Raw genomic sequence first — 24,925 nt, forward strand, 5'->3', positions numbered from 1 at the left:
TATCATAAATATAGCTGCTTGCGCTTGAGGGATGAGCGCTAGAGGCCAAAAAGGCTTCAAAGCCGCGTAGCGCGGCGCGGGCAGAACACACTCCACGATGGCCACCCACCCCACCCAGCGCTATTACCGCGCGCCCTGCCCCGGCTGCGGCGCGCCGGTGGAATTCAAGAGCGCCCAGTCCACGCACGCCGTCTGCGGCTATTGCCAGAGCACGGTGGTGCGCAGCGGCGACGTGCTCACGCGCCTGGGCAAGATGGCCGAGCTGTTCGATGACCACAGCCCGCTGCAGCTCATGGCCAGCGGTCGCATCCAGCTCGATTGCAAGGACGTGCCCTTCACCCTCATCGGCCGACTGCAGTACAAGGGCGACGCCGGCGTGTGGACCGAGTGGGTCGCCTTTTTGCAGGACGGCACCACCGCCACGCTGGGTGAAGACAACGGGGCCTACGTCTTCACCCGCCCCATCGACCCCGGCCGCGAGATGCCCGCGCCCGAGCGCTTTCGCATCGGCACCACCACGGCCATCAATGGCAAACCCTACAGCGTTGCCTACACCGGCCAGGCGTCGCTGATCTCCGCGCAGGGCGAGCTGCCCAAGCTGCCGCCGCTGGGTCACCCGTTCGGCATGGTCGAGCTGCGCAGTGCCGACGGCGAAGTGGTCAGCATCGACTACAGCCACACCCCGCCCGGCGTGGAGCGCGGCAAGGCCGTGCTGCTGGAAGACCTTCAGCTGCAGGGACTGAAGGACGAATCCGCCAAGGACGTCAAAGGCAGCCGCCAGTTCAACTGCCCGCACTGCGGCGCGCCGGTGCAGGTCAAACTGTCCACCACCAAGAGCATCACTTGCGGCAGTTGCGCCAGCGTCATCGACCTGAGTAGCGGCGTGGGTGGCGAGCTGCGCTCGGCCGAGCAGGACGAACCCGTGCGCCCCATCATCCCGCTGGGCAGCAAGGGCCAGCTGCAGGGCGTGCACTGGCAGGTGGTGGGCTTTCAGCACCGCATGGGCGTGGCGCCGGGCGACGACGAACACTTTGGCTGGAGCGAATATCTGCTCTACAACCAAAAGCGCGGCTTCGCCTTCCTCGTCGATTCGGAAGAAGGCTGGAGCATGGTGCGCCCCACCACCGGCGCACCGCAGCTCTCGGGAAGCGGCCGCACTGCCACGTATCTGGGCACCAAGTACGAGCTCAAATACACCTACGAGGCGGAAACCACCTACGTGCTGGGCGAGTTCTACTGGCAGGTCACCCGCGGCCAAAAAACCAGCAACCGCGATTTTGCAAGCGCCAAGGGCTTGCTCTCGCTGGAACAAACGCCCAATGAAGTCACCTGGTCCGCTGGCGACAAGCTGGCCAGCGACACCGTGGCCAAGGCCTTCAACCTGCAGGACAAAAAAGACCTGCTCCAGCGCGACGACCCCGGCCCCTTCGTGGCGTCGCAGGGTGTGGGCTGCGCCACCGTCATCTTGGTCGCAGTGGCCGTTCTCATCCTGCTCATCATCTTGAGCAACTGCTCCGGGTCATCCGGCAGCGGCTACCGCAGCTCGGGTGGCTCGTTCGGCGGATACTCGTCCGGCGGCAGCCACAAGTAGCGGGCTCCGGCCTCGCACCCTTCTATACATACCCTCGTTTTCAAGGAGATCACACCATGATGGGAATCGAATGGCTCCGGCCCGCAGCCTTCCTCGGGTCCATGCTGTACGCGCTGATTGGCGTCGTCATCTTCTGGGTGTGTTTTGTCATCGTGGACAAGATCACGCCGTACAACCTGTGGCAAGAAATTGTCGAAAAGCAGAACAAGGCCCTGGCCATGGTGGTGGCCGCGATGTGCCTGGGCATCAGCATCATCGTGGCGGCGGCGATTCATTGAACCACCCCTTTGATCAGCTGCGCAGCAGCCCACAGCTCTTGCATCGCTGTGCAATACGGGCAGGAGGGCGACGCCGACTTCCAGAGTGCGACATGCTGGCGGCCCATCCGCGGCGTCCGCTGACCAATGCTGCGCCTATTGCATGCACTTTCACATGAAGGACACCGAAGCCCCCGCTGGCCCCCGACCCATCGAGATCGCGCTCCTCATCAGCGTCTTCGTGGTGGCCGCCTGCGGCCTGCTGTACGAGCTGGCCGCAGGCGCGCTAGCGTCGTATGTGCTGGGCGATTCGGTGCTGCAGTTTTCCACCATCATCGGCACTTACCTTTTCGCCATGGGTGTGGGCTCGTGGCTGTCGCGGTACTTTGAGCGGCAGCTGCCTGCGCACTTCTTGCGCATCGAATTGCTGGTGGCGCTGATTGGCGGGCTCCTGCCGGCCACGCTGTTCTTGGCCAATGCCTACACGCCGGGGGCGTTCCGGTTCCTGCTGTACGGCATGGTGCTCATGGTGGGCACGCTGGTGGGGCTGGAGATCCCGCTGGTCATGCGCATCCTCAAGCGCAACGTGGCGCTCAAGGACCTGGTCTCGCAGGTGCTTACGTTTGACTACCTTGGGGCGCTCGCGGTGTCGATGGCGTTCCCGCTGCTCTTGGTGCCGCACCTGGGGCTCATCCGAACCGGGCTGCTGTTTGGCGTGATGAATGCGGCCGTGGCGGTATGGGCGGTGTGGCTGTTCCGGCACGAACTGCGGCGCGTGAAGGCGCATGTGGCGGCTTGCGTGATGGTGCTGGGCATTCTGCTGTCGGCACTGGCGGGGGCCGAGCACATCACGAGTTTTGCCGAAGACAAGTTTTATCAGGACCGCATTGTGTTCAGCACGGCCTCGCCCTACCAGCGCATCGTGGTCACGCAGGGGCGTGCGGGGCACCGGCTTTACCTCAACGGCAACCTGCAGTTTGCGCAGGCCGACGAGTACCGCTACCACGAGGCGCTGGTGCACCCCGCCATGGCGGCCCACGGCGCGCCGAAGAAGGTGGCGGTGCTGGGCGGGGGCGACGGCATGGCCGTGCGGGAGATCCTCAAATATCCTTCGGTGGAATCCGTCACGTTGGTGGAGCTGGACCCTGCCATGACGGACATCTTCAGCAACAACCCCATGCTGGCGCAGCTGAACGGCCATGCCTTGCAAAACCCCAAGGTGAAGATCATCAACACCGATGCGTTCGGCTGGCTGCAGCAGGGCCCGGCGGACGATACCTACGACGTGATCGTGGTGGATTTTCCCGACCCGACCAACTTCTCCATTGGCAAGCTCTACACCAACAGCTTTTACGCGCTGCTGGACAAGCGCCTGGCCGCCAGCGGCTATGCGGTGGTGCAGACCACGTCGCCGCTGGTGGCGCGGCAGAGCTACTGGACGGTGGCGCAGACCATTGAATCCGTGGGCTTGCAAACCGCGCCGTACCACGCCCACGTGCCCAGCTTTGGCGAATGGGGCTTCATCATCGCCAGCCGCCGGCCCTGGCGGTTGCCGGAGTCCCTGCCCGCTGATCTGCGGTTTTTAAGTGCCGACACGCTGCCGCTGCTGTTCGACTTTCCGCTGGACATGGCGCGAGTGCCGGGCGAGGTGAACCGGCTGTCCAACCAGGCGCTGGTGCACACGTACGAGCGCGAATGGGGCCGCACCCACCACTGAGAAAGTGTGGACGAACCCGCCATGCCCGCTCATCCCGCCAAAACACACCCCCTGTCGTTACAAATGCTCGCCATAGCCCGCGCTTTGGCTGCGCTTTGCATCTAGCTCGGGCGCGTTTGGTGGCCTGCTCGGGCACGCTGGGCTCAGTCACCCCTTCTGCGCGGCAGGAGGGCGATGGACGCGCGGTGTGGGCCCCGTCCAACGGGTCATGATTGTTAACAATGGATACGCGTGGCGCTTCGGCACAATGGACACCATTGTTTACAAATTGCGCAGATGCTCGACCGGTTCTTTCTTGTCAGTGCCGAACAGGTTGCGCTGGACGTTTTCTGGCGCCATGACCCCTGGCTTGTGGCGGTGTCGGTGGCCTTGGCCATTGCCTCGTCCATCATGGCGCTGCACCTGGCAGGCATGGCGCGGCGCGCGCCCGAGCGGTCCACCCGCCGACTGATCATCCTCTCGGGCTCGCTGGCGCTGGGCGGGGGCGTGTGGTCCATGCACTTCGTGGGCATGCTGGCGTTTGACCTCTGTGCCTCCGGCGACTTCAACCCCTGGATCACCATGGGCTCCGTCGTTCCCAGCCTGCTGGCGTCGTGGGTGGCGCTCCATGTGCTGGCGCAGGCCCAGGTCTCCGGCCGGTCGCTGCTCCTCAGTGGCACGCTGGTGGGCGCCGGCATCGGGCTGATGCACTACGCGGGCATGGCGGCCTCGCAGTTTGCGCCGGTGATGCGGTATGACGTGGCGGGCTTTGTGGCGTCACTGGTGTTTGCGGTGGCTGTGGCCTGCCTGGCGCTGTGGGTGCACTTTCGGCTGGCGCGCTGGGCCCGCCTGCCGGGCTGGGTGGCCGCGTCCTTGGGCGGCGTGGTCATGGGGCTGGCCATTGCAGGCATGCACTACATCGCCATGGCCGCAGTGCGCGTGGTGGCGCCCGTGGCCGAAGCGGCGGGCGCCAGCACCCATGCAGGGTACCTGGCGCTGGCCATCGCCATGGTGGCGCTGCTCATGGGCTTGGTCATCACGGGCGTCAACGTAAGCATCCGCTTCAGCCAGCTGCTGCGCGACAGCCGGGCCACGGCATCGCGCCTGAGCGCGCTGGTGGACACCGCCGTGGACGGCATCATCATCATCGACGCGCGGGGTACGGTGCGCCTGTTCAACGGCGCGGCCCAGCGCCTGCTGGGCTGGAGCGCGCAAGAGGTGCTGGGCCAGAACATCCACATGCTGATGCCCCAGCCCCACCGCGACGCGCACGACAGCTACCTGCGCAACCACCTGGACACCGGCGTGGCCAAGATCATCGGCGCAGGCCGCGAGGTGGATGCGGTGCGAAAGGATGGCACGCGGGTGCCCATCCGCCTGGCCGTGGGGCGGGTGGACCAGCCGGGCGAGCCGCTGTTTGTAGGCTTTTTGTCTGACCTCACGGAGCGCAACGCGCTGGAACGTCAGCGCCGCCAGGGTGAAGAGCAGTTGCGTTCGCTCGTGGGCAACCTGCCCGGCGTGGCCTTTCGCTGCCTCAATGGCGGCAGCTGGCCCATGCTGTTCATCAGCGACGCGGTGGTGCACATCACAGGCTGGACGGCGGAGGACTTTGTGCAGGGCCGCATCCATTTTGGCGACATCACCCACCCCGAGGACGCTGCCCACATTGCCCTGGACGTGGAGCACGCGCTGCAGCACGGACGGCCGTACCAGGTGGAATACCGCATCACCACGCGCGAGGGCCAAACCCGCTGGATGTCGGAAATCGGCCGGGGCGTGCCCGATGCCGACGGCGCCATGCGCTGGATCGACGGCGTCATCCTGGACGTGACCGACAGCAAGGCGCGCAATGCCGAGTTCGAGGGCACGGTGCAGGCCATCGACCGGTCGCAGGCCACGGCGGAGTTCGACCTGCTCGGGCGCGTACTCACGGCCAACCCCAACTTTCTGGACCTCACGGGCTACACGCTGGACGAGGTGATCGGCCAGCCCCATGCCCTGTTCTGCCGGCCTGATTTCGTGCAAAGCGACGACTACGCCACCCTCTGGCGCCGGCTGGGCCAGGGCGAATTTGTGGCGGGCGAGTTCGAGCGCCTGGGCAAGGGCGGGCGCGAGGTGTGGATCCACGCCACCTACAACCCCATCCTCGATGCCGACGGCAAGGTGGTCAAGGTCATCAAGTTCGCGACCGACCTGAGCCAGCGCCGCGCCATGGAGCGCGACCTGCGCACCGCCAAGGACCGCGCAGAGCAGGCCGCCGCCGCGCGCAGCACCTTCCTGGCCAACATGAGCCACGAGATCCGCACGCCCATGAACGCCATCATCGGCTTCACCGAGGCGCTGCTCGACTCGCCGCTGGAAAGCACCCAGCGCCGCCACCTGGGCACCGTGCACCACGCCGCGCGCTCCATGCTGCGCCTGCTCAACGACATCCTGGACACGGCCAAGCTCGAAAAAGGCGCGGTGGAGCTGGAGATCGAAGCCTTCAGCCTGCGCGAGCTGTGCGACCAGATCCTGGCCTCCCTGCGCATCACGGCCGCGCGCAAGGGGCTGAGCCTGGTGCTGGACTACCCGCCCACCGTGGACGAGTTCTGGCAGGGCGACGCGTTCCGCATCCAGCAGGTTCTGCTCAACCTGATGGGCAACGCCATCAAGTTCACGCACGAAGGCAGCGTGACGCTGCGTGTGGGCGGCACCAGCGGGCAGCTCACGCTGGACGTCATCGACACCGGCATCGGCATCGACGCGGCCGGGCTGCAGCGCATTTTTGACCCCTTCTCGCAGGCGGATGCGTCCACCACGCGCCGCTACGGCGGCACCGGCCTGGGTACCACCATTGCCCGCCAGCTCACCGAACTGATGGGTGGCCAGATTGCGGTGGCCAGCCAGGTGGGCCAGGGCAGCACCTTCAGCGTGCAGCTGCCGCTGCAGGCGGCCACAGAGCATGCGTGCGACAGCGCGGGTGCAGTGGCGCGCCCCCTGCCCCGCCGGGCCCTGCCGCCCCTGCGCGTGCTGGCCGTGGACGATGTGCCCGCCAATCTGGAGCTGCTGGACATCACCCTGCAGCGCGGCGGTCACAAGGTGGTGCTGGCGTACAGCGGCGCCGACGCCGTGAAGGCCTTCGAGCGCGAGCGCTTCGACGTGGTGCTGATGGACCTGCAGATGCCCGACATGGACGGCCTGGAGGCCACGCGCCACCTGCGCAACTTCGAGCAGGCGCAGCAGCGGCGCAAGCCCACCGCCATCGTGGCGCTGTCCGCCAGCGTGCTGGAGCAGGACCGCCGCAACGCGCGCGCCGCCGGCATGGACGGCTTTGCAAGCAAGCCCATCGAGCCGCTGCGCCTGATGGGCGAAATCGCACGCGTGGTGGGCCTGCACGGCCTGGCGGACGATGCCTTGCCGATCACGGGTTCGGCGCCGCTGGGGGCTGACGCACCGCCCGGGAGCAGTACCCCCGGGCAACCCGCCATCGACTGGGAGCGCGGCGTGCGCCTATGGACCCAGGCACGCTATCTGCGCGAAGCCATTGCCCGCTTTTTGCAAGACGCAGACGCCACGTTGGACGGGCTGCGAGCCTCCGTGGCCGCCGACGACACCCAGGCCCTGGCCGCCGCTGCACACCGCCTGCGCGGGGCCGCCGCCAACCTGGCCTTGCCCACCGTGCAGCGCCTGGCAGAGCGGTTGGAGGCCGCCGCTGCGCACGCCGCCCACGCCAGCGCCCGGCCGGCGCTGGTCGATGAGCTGTCGGCGGCCCTGCAGCAGGCGCGCGGGGCACTGGCCAGCCTGGACGCACCCGACGCCGGCCCCGCCCACACGGCCACTGCACCCGCACCGCTGGGCACGGGCGAGCGCGCGCAGGTGCTGACCGCGCTGGACGCCATGGGCCAGGCCCTGGCCACCGGCGAGCTCCCGGACGGCCCCCTGGCCGTGCTGGAGCAGCACCTGCCCGCCACCCGCCTGGACGGCCTGCGCGAGGCGCTGGACCGTTTTGACTTTGACGACGCGCAGGGTGCGCTGCGCGCGCTGCACCACCACATCGCGCAGATGCCGGCCTCTGAAGGACCTTGACGATGGTTCCACCCCATGCCCCTGGCGATGCAGCGGCCACGGCCTCTGTCGCCAACCCCGCCGCCGTGATGCCCGCCGATGACCACCGCCCGCGCCTGCTGCTGGTGGACGACGAGCCCACCAACCTGCAGGTGCTGCGCCATGTGCTGCAGGACGACTACCGCCTGCTGTTTGCCACCGACGGTGCCCGCGCCCTGCAGATTGCGCAGCAGCAAAAGCCCCAACTCATTCTGCTGGACGTGATGATGCCGGGCCTGGACGGCTACGCCGTGTGCGCCGCGCTGAAAGCCGACCGCGAAACGGCGCACATCCCCGTGATTTTTGTCACCGCACTCACCGACACGGCCGAGGAAACGCGCGGCTTTGACGCGGGCGCGGTGGACTACATCACCAAGCCCATCAGCGCCCCTGTGGTGCGCGCGCGTGTGCGCACCCATTTATCGCTGGTGCGCATGGACGAGCTGCGCGAAACCCGCCTGCAGATCGTGCAGCGCCTGGGCCGCGCCGCGGAGTTCAAGGACAACGAAACCGGCATGCACGTGATCCGCATGAGCCACTTTGCGCGTGTGCTGGCGCTGGCGCTGGGCCATTCGGCACAGTGGGCGGACGACCTGCTCAACGCCGCACCAATGCACGACGTGGGCAAGATCGGCATCCCCGATGCCATCCTGCGCAAACCCGGCAAGCTCACGCCAGAGGAGTGGGACGTGATGCGCCGCCACCCCGAGATCGGCGCCGAGATCATCGGCGAACACCCCTCGGGCGTGCTGCGCATGGCGCGCACCGTGGCCCTGTACCACCACGAGAAGTGGGACGGCAGCGGCTACCCCCAGGGCCTCGTGGGCGAGGCCATCCCGGCCGAGGCGCGCATGGTGGCTCTGGCCGACGTGTTTGACGCGCTGACCGCCCGCCGCCCGTACAAGGAGCCCTGGCCCATCGACGACACCGTGTCCCACCTGCGCGCACAGGCCGGGCGGCACTTCGACCCGGCCATGGTCGAGGTCTTCATTGCGCAACTGCCCGCCCTGCAGGACATCCAGCGCCGCTGGCCGGATTGACGAGGAGCGACCCCCCTTGAGCCGCTTCGCGGCATCCCCCCTCTCTCGCACGCGCCATGCGGGCGGGGGGACGCAGCCCTCGTTGCGGGGCGGCCCTTGCTCGGCTGCTCTGGTCTGGGCCGCGCCCGTCTCACGCGCCGTGGGTGCTGCCACGGCGGCATGAGTAACTGATATGGCTGCGACTTCGGGCAACGCTGAACAAGTTCCTCGCGCGCCGCGCATCCCTGCTCTGGGCGGGCTGCCGCGTTGCAAATCCTCGCGATAGCTACGGCTATCGCTGTGGTTTGCGCCTTGCATCCCATTCCAGACCAGGGCGCGCGCCATCGCGGGGACTTGTTCAGCGTCGCCTTAGACAGTGCGGTCGTTCGTTTGCCTTGCCGTGCTTTAGAGTAGGCGCCCCATGGCCGCTTCCTCGCCCCGCTCTTCCACCTTGTCGCGCCGCAGTCTGCTGCAGGTCGGCGCGGCCGCTCTGGGCGGCACGCTGCTGACGGGGTGCGAGCCGCCGCAGCGCACGCTGCAAGGAGGCTTTGCAGGCATCGACATGGCGCGCGGCCACCACCTGCGCGACCTGCTGCGCACCGGCAGCCTGCCCGCACCCGTCGTGGTGCGGCGCGCGCAGGTCGTCATCGCGGGCGGCGGCGTGGCGGGGTTGGCGGCGGCCCGGTCGCTGCGCCTGGCCGGCGTGCAGGACTTTGCGCTGCTGGAGCTGGAAGACGCCGCTGGCGGCAACAGCCGGGGCGGCAGCGTGGCCGGCATCCCCTGCCCGCTGGGTGCGCACTACCTGCCCGTGCCCGGCGACGACGCGCGCGAGGTGCAGGACCTGCTGGAAGAACTGGGCCTGCGCCAGCGCGTGGCCGGCCGCTGGCAGTACGGCGGCGAGGACGGCCGCCACCTGTGCCACAGCCCGCAGGAGCGCCTGTTTTTTGATGGCGAATGGCAGGAAGGCCTGCTGCCCGTGCACGGCGTGGGCGACGCCACGCTGGCGCAATACCGCCGCTTTGCCCAGGCGGTGCAGGCCGCGGGCGACGCTGCGCAGTTTGCCATGCCGGCGCTCAAGCTCTGGAGCCAAAAACAGCCGCTGGCGCTTACCCATCAAGCGCTGGATGCTATGACTTTTGAGGCATGGCTGGTGCAGCAGGGGCTTCATGATGCCCACCTGCGCTGGTACCTTGACTACTGCTGCCGCGACGACTATGGCGCGGGCGCCGCGCGTGTGTCGGCCTGGGCAGGCATCCACTACTTTGCCAGCCGCCACGGTTTTCATGCGCCCGGCGAGGCAGTGGACGAAGCGCGCGAAAGCGTGCTCACCTGGCCCGAAGGCAATGGCTGGATCACCCGGCGCCTGGCCGAGCCGCTGCAGAGCAATGCCCAGGGTGGCGGCCAGCTGCAAACGGCCACCAGCGTGCTGCGCATCACCGAAGGCCGCCACGGCGTGGAGGTGGATGCCTTCAACCACACCACCGGCAACGTGGAGCGCTGGCAGGCGCCGCGCTGCGTGGTGGCGCTGCCCGTGCTGGTGGCCGCGCGCGTGGTGCAAAGCCCGCCCGCCTTTCTGACCGGCGCGGCACAGCGTCTGCAGTGGGCGCCCTGGCTGGTGGCCAACATCCACATCGACAGCCCGCTGACCGACCGCCCCGGCGCCGCCCCCGCGTGGGACAACGTGCTGTATGCCGACCCCACCGCAGGGGGGCTGGGCTACGTGGACGCCGGCCACCAGCGGCTGGACACAGGCGCCACCCTGGCCGGCCCCACGGTGCTGAGCTACTACCAGGCCCTGGGCGACCTGCCAGACGGCCGCGAGCAATTGGCCACCCAACCCTGGCAGCACTGGGCCGATGCCGCCCTGGCCGCCCTGGCCGTTCCCCACCCCGACCTGCGCCAGCGCGCCACCGAGGTGCGCATCACCCGCTACGGCCACGCCATGGCCGTGCCGGTGCCGGGGCTGCAAAGTTATTTAAGCCAAATCGGCCTGCAGCGCTTGCCCAGCAAGCGCAAGCAGCTATCAAACGGAGAGCGTGCGCCGTGGATTCCCACCCCCGCCACCGCCCGGCTCGCGTTTGCGCACAGCGACTGGTCGGGCTATTCGGTGTTTGAAGAAGCCTTCACGCGCGGACACGGCGCGGGGCTGGTGACGGCGGGCTGAGGCGAATGGCGGGCGCCGAAGTGCACATCGACGTTGCGCAGCAGCGGCTGCACCTGGTGGTGGCCGGGGCCAGTCTGCGCAGCTACAGCGTCTCCACCGCATTGAATGGCGTAGGCGAAATTGATGGCAGTGGCTGCACCCCGCGCGGCCACCACCGCGTGCGCGCCAAGGTGGGCGCTGGTTGCGTGCCCGGCACGGTGTTTGTGGCGCGGCGCGCCACGGGCGAAATCTATTCGCCCGCACTGGCCGCACAACACCCCGGTCGCGACTGGATACTGAGTCGCATCCTGTGGCTCGCCGGCTGCGAGCGCGGCCTGAACCGAGGCGGTTCAGTGGACACGCTGCGCAGCTTCATCTATCTCCACGGCTGCCCCGACGATTGCGTGATGGGCGTGCCCGCGTCGCACGGTTGCGTGCGCATGGCCAATTCCGATGTGATTGACTTGTTCGACCGGGTTGAAGTGGGCACGTTGGTGTGCATCCACACCGCCCTGGTCCCTGGACAATGGGTGAGCGCAGCGCCATGACGGACCCGACACCCACCCCCGCCGCCCCGGCGCCATCGCTCAACCGCCGCTTCCTCGTCTTCCTCGGCCCGCTGGTGCTCACCAACATCCTGCAGGCGCTGACCGGCACGGTGAACCACATCTACGTGGGGCGGCTGCTGGGTGCGGACGCGTTGGCGGCCGTGGCCTCGTTCATGCCGCTGTTTTTGCTGTTCAGCGCCTTCATCTTTGGCCTGGGAACGGGGGCGTCCATCCTGGTGGGGCAGGCCCACGGTGCACGCAACACCCAGGGCCTGCGGGCGGTGGCAGGCACCACGCTGTGGGCCGGCCTGTTGCTGGGGCTGGGGCTGGCCGGGTGTGGCGTGCTGGTGGCGCAGCCGCTCATGGCGTGGCTGGGCACGCCCGCCGATGTGCTGCCGCAGGCCGTGGTGTATGCCCGCGGGATGATGGCGCTGTTCCCGGTGTTGTTCACGTCCATGCTCACGGCCGCGCTGCTGCGCGGCACGGGCGACACTGTCACGCCGCTGCGCGCGCTGGGGGTCTCCCTGGCCGTCACGGTGGTGCTGGCACCTGTCTTCATCCGCGGCGTGCCTGCCATTGGCTTGCCCGCGCAGGGCATTCTTGGCGGGGTGGTGGCGCTGCTGCTGGCCACACTGGCATCGCTGGGCTGGACAGCCTGGCACCTTCGGCGCCGTGCGCATGTGCTGGCCCCCAATCGGGCACTGGCCGCTCAGTTGCGGCTGGACGGAACTCTGCTGCGCACGCTGGTGTGGCTGGGTGTGCCCACAGGGCTGTTTTTCATCACCGGCTCGCTGGCCGACCTGGGCGTGCTTCGCCTGGTCAATACACACGGCGCTGCGGCCACGGCTGCCTGGGGCGCCGCCAGCCAGGTGATGTCGTACGTGCTGTTCCCGGCCATGGCCGTGGCGATTGCGTCGTCGGTGTTTGCAGCGCAGGCCATAGGCGCGGGCGAGAGCGCACAGTTGGCGGCCGTCACACGCAGCGGCATGCGCATGAACCTGCTGCTCACGGGCGGGCTGGCGGCGCTGGTGTTTGTGGCCGCGCCGGCTGCAGTGGGCCTGTTCGTGGCCGATGCGCGGGTGGTGGACATCGCCACGCGGGTGTTGCAAATCACCGTGTGGGGCGCAGTGTTCTTCGGGCTGGCCAGTGTGTATTCGGGCGTGATGCGCGCCAGTGGCACGGTGCTGGTACCCACCGTCATTTCGCTTGGATGCCTGGCCTGCCTCATCGTGCCGCTGGGCTGGCTGCTGGGCCGCCAGTTCGGTCTGGTGGCTACCTGGTTGGCCTATCCAGCCACCTACTTCGCCGCACTCATTTTGCAAAGCCTTTACTTCCACGGCGTATGGCGGCACAAGGTACTGCACCGCATGGTGTGAGCCGTCGCAATGGCTTGAGGGCTTGAGCACCGCAGGTTGCGTTCAACGGCAAGGGATAAATGCCGCGACTTGCATCGTCATGGCCAATGACAAGTTCACGCGAGAGGTATACGACAGGCTGGCCGAGTGCCCAGGTGCCTGATCGATAACGTCACGCACATTGGGACTAGCCAGCGCAAGATGGGAGACAAGCTCGGCAGTCACAGGGCTAACTGCTATTTTTCTTGCAGTGTTCGCCTGACCCTCATAGGATCAAAGGATTTTCACAAAAATTCACAATGCGTTGCATGTACATAGCAAAAACGCTTGCCGTGGCGGTTTTCACGCCGGGCGTTGCGTTCGCTCAGGTGACGGTGCCTCCGAACGCGGGAATGAACCTTCCGACGGGAAGTACTTTGGGCTTGGCATGTACCAGCTTGGGCGTTTCAGGCACGGTCAACCTTGGTGCCAGCCAGATCGAGCGCGCAGCAGGTGTACAAATCAACGCCGGAGGTGCCTTGGGCGCAGGTACTGGAACCCTTTCAGTCAGCGGCGACTGGGTCAACAACGGTAGCTTTGACCCAGGTACTGGAACCGTGGCCTTCGACGATGCTTGCGCTGGGGGCCCCATCGCGTTTTTAGGTGCCACCGTGTTCAACAACCTTACTCTGTCAAGTCTGAGTGGGCGCACCTTTGTACTTCCACAGGGGAGCAATATCACCGTGAACGGCACGCTCACTTTGCAGGGCACACCGGCCATGCCGATTCAATTGGCGTCTTCCGGCGGCAGCACTGCTGTAGTCAACTTAGGACCTGGCGCCCTGGTGATGCGCAACAACGCCCAAGTGGCGGCCAATGTGCAGATTGGTGCCCTGGCGCATGCAGGTGCAGTCGGAATACCTACATTGTCCGAGTGGGGGCGCATCGGCGCCGCAGCACTTCTGTCCTTGGCAGCCGCGATCATCCTCAAACGCCGACGCGAGCACGCGTAAGCGCCCTCCATCCCATTTCCTGACCGTAAATTTCCATGACCCGCGAACCTCCTGCACCATCCCGCCTGCTTATGGCGTTGTACTTGAGCCTTGTTTCACACGGAGCGATGGCGGCTGATGTGACGGTCGTGCCGCCCCCTGGAGGTGGTTTTTCCGTGCGTGACCCTGGCGATAACGCCGACCGACTGCATGTGAATGGCGACGGTACAGTGCGGATTCCTTCTCTTAACAGTGCCGCGCAGCAAGGTACGGCGACCTGTTTCAACGGCGCGAGCGGCCAGCTGGGCCCCTGTAGCGCGGGGGCGCTTGGAGTGACCGGCGCTACCGGGCCCGCCGGGCCGACCGGGCCGACAGGCCCCCAAGGCGTGCAAGGTACTCAGGGATCCCAGGGCATCCAAGGCGTACAAGGTCCCACTGGTCCTACGGGACCAGCCGGAGTAACCGGCCCGACCGGTCCCACAGGCCCAGTCGGATCGCAGGGTGCCGGCATGCTGACGGGAACAGGCGCGCCGAACGCCGCTGTGGGACAGGATGGTGATTTCTATTTCGACAGCGTTGCCACAGCTGTCTATGGCCCCAAAGCTGCGGGTGCGTGGCCCGGCTCCAGCGTAAGCCTGATCGGGCCGACTGGGGCCGCAGGGGTGGCGGGACCTACAGGACCAACTGGTCCCCAAGGGGCGCAGGGCAATCCAGGCACAGCTGGAGCGCAAGGTGCTACCGGTCCGACAGGGCCGACGGGAGCTACTGGGGCGACCGGTCCCACTGGCTCCGTGGGAAGCGCGGGCGTGGCGGGGCCGACAGGACCCACCGGTCCGGCGGGCGGCTTGGGAACGATCACCTTTCAGAAAACGGAAACCAATAGTTCCGTTGCGTTGCAGACCACTCTGGAGTTAGACGCCGTTTGCACGGGAGGCAGCAGGCTGATCAGTGGCGGCTGTTCTTCCACCAATCAATCAAACGGAGCCTTCTGGTACGACCACTATCCGGTCAACCCCACCACCTATCGATGTGTTGTGTGGCTCGATGCCAGTTTTCCCCGCGCGACGGAGAAGGTCGCTTCGCATGCGGTTTGCGCACCGTAAGGCAGATCCCAGGAACGTTGCCGCTTCAGAACCTGGGGAGCGTATCGAACAGTGGTTTGCCTGAACATGATCGTCAAGGACGAGGCCGGCGTCATCGAACGCTGCCTCGCCTCGGTCAAACCCTACATTGACCGCTGGGTCATTGTGGACACCGGGTCCACCGATGGCACGCAAGACATCATCCGCCGCTGCATGGCTGACCTTCCTGGGGAACTGCACGAGCGTCAGTGGCGCGATTTCGGTCACAACCGCAGCGAGGCGCTGGACCTGGCGCGCGATGACGCGCAAGCTGGGGACTACCTGCTCTTCATGGATGCGGACAACATCTTCCATGTGCCGTCGGGCTGGCGCTGGCCCCCGCTGCAGGCGCCTGCCTACTACCTGGACCTGGACGGCGAGGGCACGCGCTACCGGCAGTGTCTCCTCGTCAGCGCCACCTTGCCTTGGCGATGGGTGGGTGTGCTGCACGAGTACCTCACGGTCGACGCTCCGCATCACATCGAAGCTCTCGCAGGTCCCTTGGTGGAGCGCAGGCACGAGGGCGCGCGCAGCCGCGACCCGCTGACATTCCGCAAGGATGCCGCTTTGCTGGAGGAGGCATTGCGCCGTGAGCCCGGCAATGCGCGCTATGCGTTCTACCTGGCGCAAAGCTGGCGTGATGCGGGCGAGCTTGCAAAGGCGAAGGAGGCTTATCTAGCTCGCGCCGGCATGGGTGGCTGGGCCGAGGAGGTGTGGTATTCGCTATACCAAGCCGCCGTGCTGGCTGAGCGCTTGCAAGGAGCCGTTGCCGACGTGCAGGGAGCGTATTTGGCAGCCTACAAGCATAGGCCAGCGCGGATCGAGCCGCTCGTGGCGCTTGCCCGCTGGCATGGTCGGCGCAAGGAATGGGCACTGGCGCAACTCCATGCCCGCGCGGCCATGGCATCGCCTGAGCCGGATGACCTTCTCTTTCTCGATGCGGGAATGTATCGCTGGGGGGCGATTGACGAATCTGCCATCGCCGCCTACTGGCTGGGAGAGCCGCTGGAAAGCTTTCGCTTGTGCATGCGCTTGCTTGACGAAGACTTGCTGCCCGAATCCGAGCGCCCGCGCGTGGAAGCCAATCGGGATTTCGCGGCACCCGCCGTTGCCGCGCGTGCCGCGCGGTATCCTCGTGCCATCGTCCATAGGCTGCTGGAGCGCCGCGAAACGGGGGAGGGCGACACCACGCTGACCGTGACTACCTGCAAGCGACTCGACCTATTCGAGAGGACGATGAATTCGTTCCTTCACTGCTGCGAGGATTTGCATCGCATCCGGCGCTTCGTGTGCGTGGACGACAACTCCAGCGAGAGCGATCGCGAACGCATGCGGCAGCTTTATCCGTTCTTCGACTTCATCTTCAAAGACCCAAAGAACAAGGGCCACGCGCGCAGCATGAATTTGCTGCGCTCTGAGGTGTGTACGCCCTATTGGCTGCATTTGGAAGATGACTGGGAGTTCTTAGCTGCCCTGCCCTATGTCAGCCGGGCCGCCGACGTCCTGCAAGCTGAGCCCGGCGTGGCCCAAGTAGTGTTCAATCGCAACTACGCCGAAACCCTGCCGGATCGGGCGCTTGTGGGTGGCATGGCGCGCAGGCACCCGGTATCGGGCCGGCGCTACGTGCTGCACGAACACGTGCCGCCCGAGGGGCATGCCGCTTTTTTTGCGAGGCATTCGCAGGGTGCTCGCAGCAATCTTTGGTGGCCGAACTTCTCGCTTCAGCCCTCGCTTTTGGACGCCCGCAAGTTGTTGGAACTGGGCCCATTCGATGAGGGCGAGGGACATTTTGAACAAGCGTTTGCGCGACGTTTCACAGCAAAGGGACATGGAACGGCGTTCTTCGATCTGATCGCGTGTCAGCATATCGGGCGCCTCATTTCTGAGCGCGGTGGCGACAAGCTCAATGCCTACGAACTCAATGGAGTGCGGCAGTTCTGAAACCGTGCTGCAATTCCGCCAAGAGGCGCCCCATTCCTGTCTCTCCTCGCGCTGACGGCTGCTGTCTACCTGGATGACTGGTGTCATGAGCGCGTCATGGCGGACCGCCATAGTGACAGATGGTGCTTTTGTCCATTGATACTCATGAACCTTCTTCGCCCCATAGCATTGGCCACGTATGCCCTGCTGACTGCCGCTCCGGCGCAATCCCAAGTCCTTGCCTACCCCGCCACGCTGGCGGGCCACGCCGTGCTGCCTGCGCTCAGCTTCGTCGCAGCCCCCGAGGACGCCCCCAAGGACCTGCAGGTCAGCGGCAAGTTCACCACCCCCCGCCGTGTGGACGCCGTGGGCAGCGTGATGGGCAAGTCTGGAGGCCGCGATACCGGCGTGTCACTGCCGTTCCAGGGGCAGCCGTTGCAGGGCCACTCGGGCATCAAGCGCATGGACGATGGCAGCTTCTGGCTGCTGACCGACAACGGCGCGGGCTCCAAGGCCAATTCGCCAGACTTCATGCTGCACCTGAGCCACTACGCCGTGGACTTCAAGACCGGCCAGTTTCATCGCCTCAAGACCGTCTTCTTGCACGACCCCGACAAGAAGGTGCCATTCCGCATCACCCACGAAGGCACTGAAAAGCGGTACCTCACGGGCGCTGACTTCGATCTTGAAAGCTTTCAGTTTGCCGGTGGCGCGCTGTGGATCGGTGAGGAGTTTGGCCCCTTCCTGATCAAGGCGGACCTGAATGGCAAGGTGCTGGCGGTCATCGAGACCCGGGTGGACGGCAAGCTCGTGCGTTCCCCTGACACACCCGGCATGGTCACGCCTGGTGCGCCCGATGCCAAGCCCGCTCCATTCGAGGTCAAGCGCTCCAAGGGTTACGAAGGCATGGCTTCGTCCAAGGACGGCAGCAAGCTTTATGCGCTGCTCGAGGGCGCGCTGTGGAACGACGGCGCCAAGGCGTATGAAAACGTGGGCGGCAAACAGTACCTGCGCGTGCTCGAATTTGACGTGAAGACCGAGCAGTGGACCGGCCGCCACTGGAAGTACGTGCTGGAGGCCAACCACCACGCGATTGGCGACTTCAACATGATCGACAACACCATGGGATTGATCATCGAGCGCGACAACGGCGAAGGCACGGCCGACAAGGCCTGCCCCGAAGGCCAGAAGCGCACGGACTGCTTCCACGACCTGGCCAAGTTCAAGCGTGTGTACAAGGTCGAAATGAGCGACGCCAACGTGGGCGGCGAGATCCGCAAGGTGGGCTACATCGACCTCATGAACATCCAGGACCCGCAGCGTTTGGCCCGTAAGCCGCTGAACAACGGCGTGCTGACCTTCCCGTTCTTCACTATCGAGAACGTGGACATCGTGGACAGCACGCACATCGTGGTGGGCAACGACAACAACCTGCCCTTCAGCAGCAGCCGTGAGCAGAACAAGGCGGATGACAACGAGCTGGTGCTGCTGGAGGTGGGGGAACTGCTGCGGGCGAAGTAGCTGCTTGAGGTGGAATGCACGCCATATTGGCTACTGGCGCTTGCTGACAAATCGCCAGTAGCTATCAATAGGAGAGCATTCCGGTAGTCCCTGTACCTGCTGCAACCGGGCGGGATCGGCTGCTGGCTATGCCGCTGCGCTGGTCTGCAGCTTATAGGCCACGCCGTCGCGCCCAGGGTCCGCACCGCCATGAAGGCCGTCAGGCTGCACCTGGATTGCGTGCACCCACCCGATGGTGTAGTTGTACGGGTTGCGGCCTACGGTGTAGCCCTGAGACTCCAGCGCGCGCGTGGTGAAGCGCGGAATGCGGTTGCACACGTCGATGGAATTGCTGGTGGATGAAAAGCGCGGTGCTGAAACTGCGGCCTGCATCTCCATGCCGTGGTCGATGACGTTCAGCAGCACATGCAGCACGCCCATGGCAATCTGCGTGCCGCCCGGGGCGCCCAGCACCACGTCCAGTTGCCCGTCGCGAAAGGTCATGGTCGGGCAGGACGAGGTGAAGCGGCTTTTGCCCGGTTGGATGCTGCCGGCACGGCCCGGGCGCGGGTCGAACACGCCCATGCAGCCGTTGTAGAAGAACCCCATGCCGGGCGTGATGATGCCCGAGGGCATGGCCAGTGAATGCGTCATCGACACCGCGTTGCCGTCGGCGTCCACCACGCTCAGGTGCGTGGTGTCGCGCGGCACCGGCGCACCCGGGTTCACGCGCTGCACGTTGAAGCGTTCCCCCGCGCTGATTTGCTGTGCGACGGCCCGGGCCATGTCCTTGGACAGCAGTTGGTCCAGCGGCACATCGAAGAACTGCGGGTCACCGATGCAGCGGTCCTTGTCGATGGTGGCCTTCTTCATGGCCTCGCACACGAGGCGGATGTACTCGGGGCTGTTGTGCTCCATGCCCGCCAGGTCGAAGTGTTCGAGGATGTTGAGCATCTCCAGCAGCATCGCCCCTCCACCCGGGGGCTGGTTGGTGGCGATGGTGCGCCCGCGGTAGCTGCCCACCAGCGGCGGGTTGCGCTTGACCTGGTATTGGGCCAGGTCGTCCAGCGTGACGAGTGCGCCCAGCGCCTGAAGGTGCGCCACCATCTTGCGCGCCAGATCGCCCTCATAGAACGGGCGTGCGCCTTCGTGCGCCACCTGCCGCAGCACCTCGGCCATGTCCTCGTTGCGCAGAGGTGCTCCGATGGGCTTGGGGCGCCCGTCGGGGCGGCAGTAGAGCCGGCGGCCGTCCTCGCTGTACTGCAGCCGCTCCAGGTTGCCGACCCGGCCCATGCTGGGCTCGTCGATCCAGAAGGCGTGCATGCCGGGCCGAACGAAGAAGCCTTCGCTGGCCCAGCGGATGGCAGGTTCCACCACCTGCTTCCACGGAAGGCGGCCGTGGGCCTGATGCAAAGCCTCCAGACCTTTGAGCGTGGCGGGCGTGCCGATGGACTGGGGGCCGATGTCATTGACGCGGCCCTGCAGGATGAAGCCGAAGCCGTCCTTGGTTTCGCCTTCGAGCAGGTGCTCCCACATGGTCTCCTTCGCCGCCAGGGGGGCTGGCGAATGGAAATCGAAGTACTCGTGGGCCTGTTTCTCCGGCATGTACACGGCCGCCGTACCAAAACCGGCTATGCCGCACATCAGCGGGTCCACCACGGTTTGCGCCAGGGCGGTGGCCACAGCGGCGTCCACAGCGTTGCCGCCGATGCGCAGGATGTCAATGCCCGACTCGGCGGCCTCGGGCTGGGGGCAGACCACCATCGCTTCGTGTTTTTTTGGCATGCTTGTTTTTGTTTACTTGTTGCTCAGATTCAGCGCCTGCAGCGTGGGGCCCCAGGCCTTCGTGTCGCGGGCGGTGGTTTCCATCAGCAGCGATGCGGGGCCGGGCAGCGGGATCACGCCCATGCTCTTGAGCTTGGCCTGCACTTCGGGGTCTTTGTGAAAGGCCTCCGTGGCCTTGTGCAGCTTCTCGATCAGGTCGGGCGGTGTGCCGGCGCGCGCCACGATGCCGCTCCAGCCCATGGTGTCGAAGCCCTTCACGCCCAGTTCGCTGGCGGTGGGCACCTCCGGCAGCTCGCTCAGGCGCTGGGGCGCGATCACGGCCAACGGTGTCAGCTTGCCGCTTTTGATGTGCGGCAGCGCGGTGCCGAACACGGGCGCCATCAGTTCGGTCTGGCCACCGATGGTGGCCATCACGCCGTCGGGCTCGCCCTTGAAGGGGATGTGGGTCATCGAAATGCCCAGCGCCTGCGACAGCAATTCGACCGCCAGGTGTGTGGAGTTGCCTTGGCCGGCCGACGCGAAGTTGAGCTTGCCCGGTGCCGCCTTGGCCTTCTTCGTCAGCTCGTCCAGCGTCTTGATGCCGGTGGCGGGGTTGGTCGCCAGGATGAAGGGCACGGTGGTCAGCATGCCCACGCCGACGAAATCCTTCTCGGGCGTGTACGGCAGGTTCTTGTAGGTGAATCGGTTGAAGACCATCTGCGACACACCGCCGAAGAACAGCGTGTAGCCATCGGCCGGCTGTCCCAGTACCTGCTGGGCTGCGATGATTCCGCCAGCGCCCGGCTTGTTCTCCACCACCACGGAGTTGCCCAGCACCTTGCCGGCGCTTTCTGCCCACATGCGGGCAATGGTGTCGGAACTGCCACCCGCTTGCTGCGAAACCACCAGGCGCACGGGCCGGTTCGGGTAGGCGCTTTGCGCATTCACGGCGGTGGCCGTGACGGCTGCGGCTGCAGCGAGCAGGACAAACTTGGCGGCGTAGCGGAAGGTGGTGGGCACGGCGTTTCCTCGAAGTTCATGAATAGAAGATGAAGTCATTGTCATGAAGCGACGCGCCATCTGCCTAGTGAAAAGGCAGAATAGTGGCATGAGGGTTTCTTCATGATTGAGCGATTCGAAGCCACTTCATGGGCGCGGCGGATCAAGGTTCGCCACCTCGAATCGTTTCTGGTGCTCGACGAAGCCGGCACTTTGACCGGGGCGGCCGCGCGGCTGCACATGACGCAATCGGCCATGTCCCACTGGCTGGCCGAGCTGGAAAGCGTGGTGGGCACGCCGCTGGTGCTGCGCGGCCGGAAAGTGCAGCTCACCCCCGCAGGGCATGTGCTCAAGCGACTGGCCATCAATGTGCTGGGGGACATTGCCCGCACCGGCCGCGAGATGAATGCCGTGGCCGAAGGGCGCGTGCCGCGACTGAACGTGGGCAGCGTCTGGGCGGGCATCGCGGGCGGGTTACCCGAGGCCGTGAGCGCCTTCCAGATCGACCACCCCGACGTGGCCGTGGCCATTCACGACGGGCCGTTCGACAACTTGCTCAAAGGGCTGGAAACGCGTGCCATGGACGCGGTTATCGGCGTGCTGGATGCGCGCGCCCACCAGCCTGGCCTAGCGCACCACGTGCTGTTTGAAGACCAGGTGGCCATTGTGATCGGCCAAGGCAGCAGGCACTGGGAGCGCGCCGATTCGCTGGGTTTTGCCGACGTGCTGCACGGCAACTGGGTCATGCCTCCCAGTGGCACGCTGACGCGCGTGCAGATGGACGCTTTCCTGATCGGACAGGCTGCTTCGTGGCTGGTTCCCAAGGCCGAGACGGCGTCGCTGATCATCATGCAGGCCCTGCTTCACAAGGGCGACTATGTCGGTGTGTGCTCCGGGGCCATGGCCGACTACATGGTTTCGCTCGGGCTGTTCAAGAAGATTGCGGTGGAGTCCGGCATCCACTTCGGGCCGATCACGGTGGTGTGGAAGCCAGAGCATGTTTCCGCCACGCTGTTGGATTTCATCCACTGCCTGCAGGTGCACGCGCAGGGGCGCGCGCCCACCGGAGCCTGATACGGCACCGCCGGCGAGCGCAGCGGCTGAAGGCCCCGAAACCGGCGCGGCACATGACTGGGTGGCAGAATTCCAGCACTCCAACCCACGCTGACCGGAAGCCGCTTCCCCATGTTCACAGGCATCGTCCAAGCCACGGCAGGCATTGCCGCCATCCACGACCGCGCGGGTCTGCGCACCTTCACGCTCGATTTCCCCGAGGGCTTCTGCCAGGACCTGGCCATTGGCGCCAGCGTGGCCACCGATGGCGTGTGCCTCACGGTCACCGAGATCCTCTCGCCCACGCAGGCCAACTTCGATGTGATGCTGCAAAGCCTGAACATCACCACGCTGGGCAGCTACGCGCAGGGTGACCGCGTGAACGTAGAGCGCGCGGCCAAGGACGGGGCCGAGATCGGCGGCCACCCGCTGTCGGGCCATGTGGACTTCACCGCCACGCTGATTGAGCGGCGCGAGTTCGACAACAACCTGGTGTGGCGCGTGGCCGTGCCCGAGGCGTTTCGCCGCTACATCTTTGCCAAGGGCTACATCGCCATCCACGGGGCCAGCCTCACCGTGGCCGAGGTGAACCGGCAAGAGGGCTGGTTCGAGATCTGGATGATCCCCGAGACCCGCCGCGCCACCGTGTTTGAAAACAAAAAAGTGGGCGACCGCCTGAACATCGAGATCGAGCGCAGCACCCAGGTGGTGGTGGACACGGTGCGCGATGCGGTGCACGAAAGCCTGGGGCGCCTGCAGCCGGTACTGGAGGCCTTGCTGAAAGAGAAGGGCCTGTCGCTGGACGACTTTATGCAGGCGCCTGTGCTGCCGCACTGACCCCCTCGCTCCCGTGTCCGTAGTGGTGATTCGACCCCTGGCGCTGAGCGACCTGCCGGGCCTGCTGGCCGTGCAGCTGGCCTGCTATGGCGAAGGCTTTGTCGAAAGCGGCGAGGTTTTTGCGCGCCGTCTGGCCAGCCCCGCCAACTGCTCGCTGGTGCTGGAGCAGGCCGGCACGGTGTGCGCCTACCTGGCGGCCTATCGGTCGGTGCTTGGCAAAGTCACCCCGCTGCACGGCGACTTTGACGCCAGCCCTGCAGCCGATACTCTGTACCTGCACGATATGGCTGTGTCGCCGGCCTGCGCAGGCCAAGGCCTGGCCCGGCAGTTGCTGCAGCCGCTGTGGGCGCTGGCCACGGAGCAAGGCCTGCGGCACAGTGCACTGGTGTCGGTGCAGGGCACCCAGGCCTACTGGCAACGCCATGGCTATGTGCTGCAGACTCTGCATGGTGCGCAGCAGCGCACGCGACTGGCCAGCTACGGCGACGGCGCGGTGTACATGGCGCGCAGCCTTTAGTCACCACCCCTGGTCATAATGCGCGCCATGCCCCACCGCTGGAAACCCAACGTCACAGTGGCCGCACTGATAGAACAGGGCGGCCGCTTTTTGCTGGTCGAGGAACAGACCACCGACGGCCTCAAACTGAACAACCCGGCGGGCCACCTGGACCCGGGCGAGTCGCCCATCCAGGCCTGCGCGCGCGAGGTGCTGGAAGAAACCGCGCACGACTTCGAGCCCACGGCGCTGATCGGCGTGTACCTCAACCGCTTTACCAAAACCCGCACCGGCGACGACATCACCTACATGCGCTTTGCTTTTGCGGGCACGCTGGGCACGCACCACGACTGGCGCACGCTGGACACCGGCATCGTACGCACGCTGTGGCTCACCGCCGACGAGATCCGCGCCTGTCCCGAGCGCCACCGCAGCCCCCTGCTGCTGCGCTGCCTGGAGGACTACCTGGCGGGCCAGCGCTTTCCGCTGACGCTGGTGCATACCGATATCTCGGTGACCGAGCCTGCGGCGCAGTAGCAAGAAGCTGGCAGGGACGGCGGCCCCGGCGTCTTCGGCTTTCTCGGCGTGGGGTTGGGCTTCACGAATCGCGCCACGCAGGCATCGTCCCCGACCCCGCAGCCGTCATACCCCATGCGGCAACAACGCCGCCAGCGCCTCGCGCATCCAGCGTGCGATGAGCTGCTGGCGCTCGCGCGGCATGCGGTCCACGGTTGACGCGACGCTGATCGCCGCCACGGGTTCGCCCGCCGCGTTGCGCACGGCCATGCCAGCCGCCAGCACGCCCTGCGTGGCATGGTTGCCCACCACCGACCAGCCGCGCTCGCGCGTGGCGCGCACCAGGATCTGCAGGCGCTCGGGCGTCATGCCGCCGTAGCGCGGCAGATCTTGCGCGTTGGCGTCGATGCAGGCCTGCATCTCGGCATCGGGCAGTGCCGCCAGCAACGCCAGGCCCGCGGCGCCCACGCCCAGCGGCTGGCGCGTGCCCACCTGGATCACCAGGATCTGCACCGGGTGCGTGCCCACATGGCGTGCAATGCAGTGCGAGGTGGGGCCTTCGCGCACGATGGCAAAGGCTGCGTCACCACAGGCGCGGCTTACTCGCTCCAGCACAGGCGCCAGGCGCACGGCCAGGTTGGGCTGGCCCGGGGGCTCGGCCAGGGCGGCCAGGCGCGGGCCCGCCACGTAGCGAAAGCGCCCGCGCTGCGCCACGTAGCCGCTCTCCATCAGCGTGGCGAGCAGCCGGTACACGGGGGCCCGCTCCAGCGCGGCGGCGCGGCACAGGTCCACCACGCGCGCGCCGTCGCGGCCATGGGCCAGAACGGCGTCCAGCACCTGCAGGCCGCGCCGCAGCGTGCGGCTGCCGTGGTCGTCGGCCGGTTCGTCTGCCGTGTGCGCACTCACACGTTCGTCCGGCAGCCGGACGTTTGAATTCGCAGGTCGGGAGGGCATGGGAAAGAATTTGTTCGTCAACGCAACCAGTGCGCAGTGTGCCGCAGAGCACGCAGCAGGGCGCCACGACGGCATTTTTCCAAGAACCACCGGAGACAG

General features: G+C 66.3%; 18 protein-coding genes. 15 read left to right on the forward strand and 3 right to left on the reverse strand.

Annotated elements, in window-relative coordinates:
• Window positions 1-97 precede the first annotated feature (97 nt).
• The 11 genes from ACK4HJ_RS02830 (at window position 98) to ACK4HJ_RS02880 (ending at window position 18,228) form a co-directional block, all read left to right on the forward strand.
• Window positions 98-1,591: a DUF4178 domain-containing protein gene (locus ACK4HJ_RS02830; protein WP_409827535.1), complete on the forward strand. Its 1,494-nt coding sequence runs from the start codon at window positions 98-100 to the stop codon at window positions 1,589-1,591.
• A 56-nt stretch (window positions 1,592-1,647) separates the two neighbouring features.
• Window positions 1,648-1,869 carry a DUF350 domain-containing protein gene (locus ACK4HJ_RS02835; protein ID WP_409827536.1) on the forward strand — a complete coding sequence of 74 codons (222 nt, stop codon included), beginning with the start codon at window positions 1,648-1,650 and terminating at the stop codon, window positions 1,867-1,869.
• Between the two features lie 154 nt (window positions 1,870-2,023).
• Window positions 2,024-3,565: a polyamine aminopropyltransferase gene (locus ACK4HJ_RS02840; protein WP_409827538.1), complete on the forward strand. Its 1,542-nt coding sequence runs from the start codon at window positions 2,024-2,026 to the stop codon at window positions 3,563-3,565.
• A 276-nt stretch (window positions 3,566-3,841) separates the two neighbouring features.
• Window positions 3,842-7,612, forward strand: coding sequence for a PAS domain S-box protein (locus tag ACK4HJ_RS02845; protein WP_409827540.1), 3,771 nt, complete (start codon window positions 3,842-3,844; stop codon window positions 7,610-7,612).
• 68 nt (window positions 7,613-7,680) lie between these two features.
• Complete coding sequence (locus ACK4HJ_RS02850; protein ID WP_409828081.1) at window positions 7,681-8,670, forward strand: HD-GYP domain-containing protein; 990 nt, start codon at window positions 7,681-7,683, stop codon at window positions 8,668-8,670.
• A 400-nt stretch (window positions 8,671-9,070) separates the two neighbouring features.
• Window positions 9,071-10,813: an NAD(P)-binding protein gene (locus ACK4HJ_RS02855; RefSeq protein ID WP_409827542.1), complete on the forward strand. Its 1,743-nt coding sequence runs from the start codon at window positions 9,071-9,073 to the stop codon at window positions 10,811-10,813.
• 5 nt (window positions 10,814-10,818) lie between these two features.
• Window positions 10,819-11,340, forward strand: a complete 522-nt coding sequence (locus ACK4HJ_RS02860; protein WP_409827543.1) for a L,D-transpeptidase family protein — start codon at window positions 10,819-10,821, stop codon at window positions 11,338-11,340.
• On the forward strand, window positions 11,337-12,716 hold the full coding sequence (locus ACK4HJ_RS02865; protein ID WP_409827545.1) for an MATE family efflux transporter: 1,380 nt from the start codon (window positions 11,337-11,339) through the stop codon (window positions 12,714-12,716). Before ACK4HJ_RS02860 ends, ACK4HJ_RS02865 begins: the two co-directional genes overlap by 4 nt.
• Before the next feature lie 287 nt (window positions 12,717-13,003).
• Window positions 13,004-13,687, forward strand: a complete 684-nt coding sequence (locus ACK4HJ_RS02870) for an IPTL-CTERM sorting domain-containing protein (protein WP_409827547.1) — start codon at window positions 13,004-13,006, stop codon at window positions 13,685-13,687.
• 1,148 nt (window positions 13,688-14,835) lie between these two features.
• Window positions 14,836-16,728 (forward strand): glycosyltransferase, encoded by a 1,893-nt coding sequence (locus ACK4HJ_RS02875; protein ID WP_409827549.1) that lies wholly within the window; start codon window positions 14,836-14,838, stop codon window positions 16,726-16,728.
• Between the two features lie 144 nt (window positions 16,729-16,872).
• Window positions 16,873-18,228: an esterase-like activity of phytase family protein gene (locus ACK4HJ_RS02880; protein ID WP_409827550.1), complete on the forward strand. Its 1,356-nt coding sequence runs from the start codon at window positions 16,873-16,875 to the stop codon at window positions 18,226-18,228.
• Window positions 18,229-18,354: 126 nt separating this feature from the next.
• Here the strand turns inward: ACK4HJ_RS02880 and ggt are convergent, their stop codons facing one another.
• Window positions 18,355-19,992 carry a gamma-glutamyltransferase gene (gene ggt / locus ACK4HJ_RS02885; RefSeq protein WP_409827552.1) on the reverse strand — a complete coding sequence of 546 codons (1,638 nt, stop codon included), beginning with the start codon at window positions 19,990-19,992 and terminating at the stop codon, window positions 18,355-18,357.
• A gap of 12 nt (window positions 19,993-20,004) precedes the next feature.
• The gene (locus ACK4HJ_RS02890; RefSeq protein ID WP_409827554.1) at window positions 20,005-20,991 is read right to left on the reverse strand and encodes a Bug family tripartite tricarboxylate transporter substrate binding protein; all 987 of its coding nucleotides are present in this window, start codon (window positions 20,989-20,991) and stop codon (window positions 20,005-20,007) included.
• A 102-nt stretch (window positions 20,992-21,093) separates the two neighbouring features.
• Here ACK4HJ_RS02890 and ACK4HJ_RS02895 point away from each other — a divergent pair, with 102 nt between their 5' ends.
• From ACK4HJ_RS02895 to ACK4HJ_RS02910, 4 genes are all read left to right on the forward strand, one after another.
• Complete coding sequence (locus ACK4HJ_RS02895; protein ID WP_409827555.1) at window positions 21,094-22,044, forward strand: LysR family transcriptional regulator; 951 nt, start codon at window positions 21,094-21,096, stop codon at window positions 22,042-22,044.
• Between the two features lie 111 nt (window positions 22,045-22,155).
• Window positions 22,156-22,860 (forward strand): riboflavin synthase subunit alpha, encoded by a 705-nt coding sequence (locus tag ACK4HJ_RS02900; protein ID WP_409827556.1) that lies wholly within the window; start codon window positions 22,156-22,158, stop codon window positions 22,858-22,860.
• A 13-nt stretch (window positions 22,861-22,873) separates the two neighbouring features.
• Window positions 22,874-23,377, forward strand: a complete 504-nt coding sequence (locus tag ACK4HJ_RS02905; RefSeq protein WP_409827558.1) for a GNAT family N-acetyltransferase — start codon at window positions 22,874-22,876, stop codon at window positions 23,375-23,377.
• Window positions 23,378-23,404: 27 nt separating this feature from the next.
• The gene (locus tag ACK4HJ_RS02910; protein WP_409828083.1) at window positions 23,405-23,893 is read left to right on the forward strand and encodes an NUDIX hydrolase; all 489 of its coding nucleotides are present in this window, start codon (window positions 23,405-23,407) and stop codon (window positions 23,891-23,893) included.
• 105 nt (window positions 23,894-23,998) lie between these two features.
• Here the strand turns inward: ACK4HJ_RS02910 and ACK4HJ_RS02915 are convergent, their stop codons facing one another.
• Window positions 23,999-24,826, reverse strand: coding sequence for an IclR family transcriptional regulator (locus ACK4HJ_RS02915; RefSeq protein WP_409827559.1), 828 nt, complete (start codon window positions 24,824-24,826; stop codon window positions 23,999-24,001).
• Window positions 24,827-24,925 lie beyond the last annotated feature (99 nt).

This window comes from Acidovorax sp., assembly GCF_046294525.1.
Classification (GTDB): Bacteria; Pseudomonadota; Gammaproteobacteria; order Burkholderiales; family Burkholderiaceae_C; genus Acidovorax.

What these genes read in the sequence shown, in the direction of transcription:
- ACK4HJ_RS02835 (WP_409827536.1), top strand. Translation starts at nt 1,648, where the DNA reads ATGATGGGAATCGAATGGCTCCGGCCCGCAGCCTTCCTCGGGTCCATG.
- ACK4HJ_RS02845 (WP_409827540.1), top strand. Translation starts at nt 3,842, where the DNA reads ATGCTCGACCGGTTCTTTCTTGTCAGTGCCGAACAGGTTGCGCTGGAC.
- ACK4HJ_RS02900 (WP_409827556.1), top strand. Translation starts at nt 22,156, where the DNA reads ATGTTCACAGGCATCGTCCAAGCCACGGCAGGCATTGCCGCCATCCAC.
- ACK4HJ_RS02910 (WP_409828083.1), top strand. Translation starts at nt 23,405, where the DNA reads ATGCCCCACCGCTGGAAACCCAACGTCACAGTGGCCGCACTGATAGAA.
- ACK4HJ_RS02860 (WP_409827543.1), top strand. Translation starts at nt 10,819, where the DNA reads ATGGCGGGCGCCGAAGTGCACATCGACGTTGCGCAGCAGCGGCTGCAC.
- ACK4HJ_RS02865 (WP_409827545.1), top strand. Translation starts at nt 11,337, where the DNA reads ATGACGGACCCGACACCCACCCCCGCCGCCCCGGCGCCATCGCTCAAC.
- ACK4HJ_RS02855 (WP_409827542.1), top strand. Translation starts at nt 9,071, where the DNA reads ATGGCCGCTTCCTCGCCCCGCTCTTCCACCTTGTCGCGCCGCAGTCTG.
- ggt (WP_409827552.1), bottom strand. Translation starts at nt 19,992, where the DNA reads ATGCCAAAAAAACACGAAGCGATGGTGGTCTGCCCCCAGCCCGAGGCC.
- ACK4HJ_RS02840 (WP_409827538.1), top strand. Translation starts at nt 2,024, where the DNA reads ATGAAGGACACCGAAGCCCCCGCTGGCCCCCGACCCATCGAGATCGCG.
- ACK4HJ_RS02915 (WP_409827559.1), bottom strand. Translation starts at nt 24,826, where the DNA reads ATGCCCTCCCGACCTGCGAATTCAAACGTCCGGCTGCCGGACGAACGT.
- ACK4HJ_RS02830 (WP_409827535.1), top strand. Translation starts at nt 98, where the DNA reads ATGGCCACCCACCCCACCCAGCGCTATTACCGCGCGCCCTGCCCCGGC.
- ACK4HJ_RS02895 (WP_409827555.1), top strand. Translation starts at nt 21,094, where the DNA reads ATGATTGAGCGATTCGAAGCCACTTCATGGGCGCGGCGGATCAAGGTT.
- ACK4HJ_RS02850 (WP_409828081.1), top strand. Translation starts at nt 7,681, where the DNA reads ATGCCCGCCGATGACCACCGCCCGCGCCTGCTGCTGGTGGACGACGAG.
- ACK4HJ_RS02880 (WP_409827550.1), top strand. Translation starts at nt 16,873, where the DNA reads ATGAACCTTCTTCGCCCCATAGCATTGGCCACGTATGCCCTGCTGACT.
- ACK4HJ_RS02875 (WP_409827549.1), top strand. Translation starts at nt 14,836, where the DNA reads ATGATCGTCAAGGACGAGGCCGGCGTCATCGAACGCTGCCTCGCCTCG.
- ACK4HJ_RS02870 (WP_409827547.1), top strand. Translation starts at nt 13,004, where the DNA reads ATGTACATAGCAAAAACGCTTGCCGTGGCGGTTTTCACGCCGGGCGTT.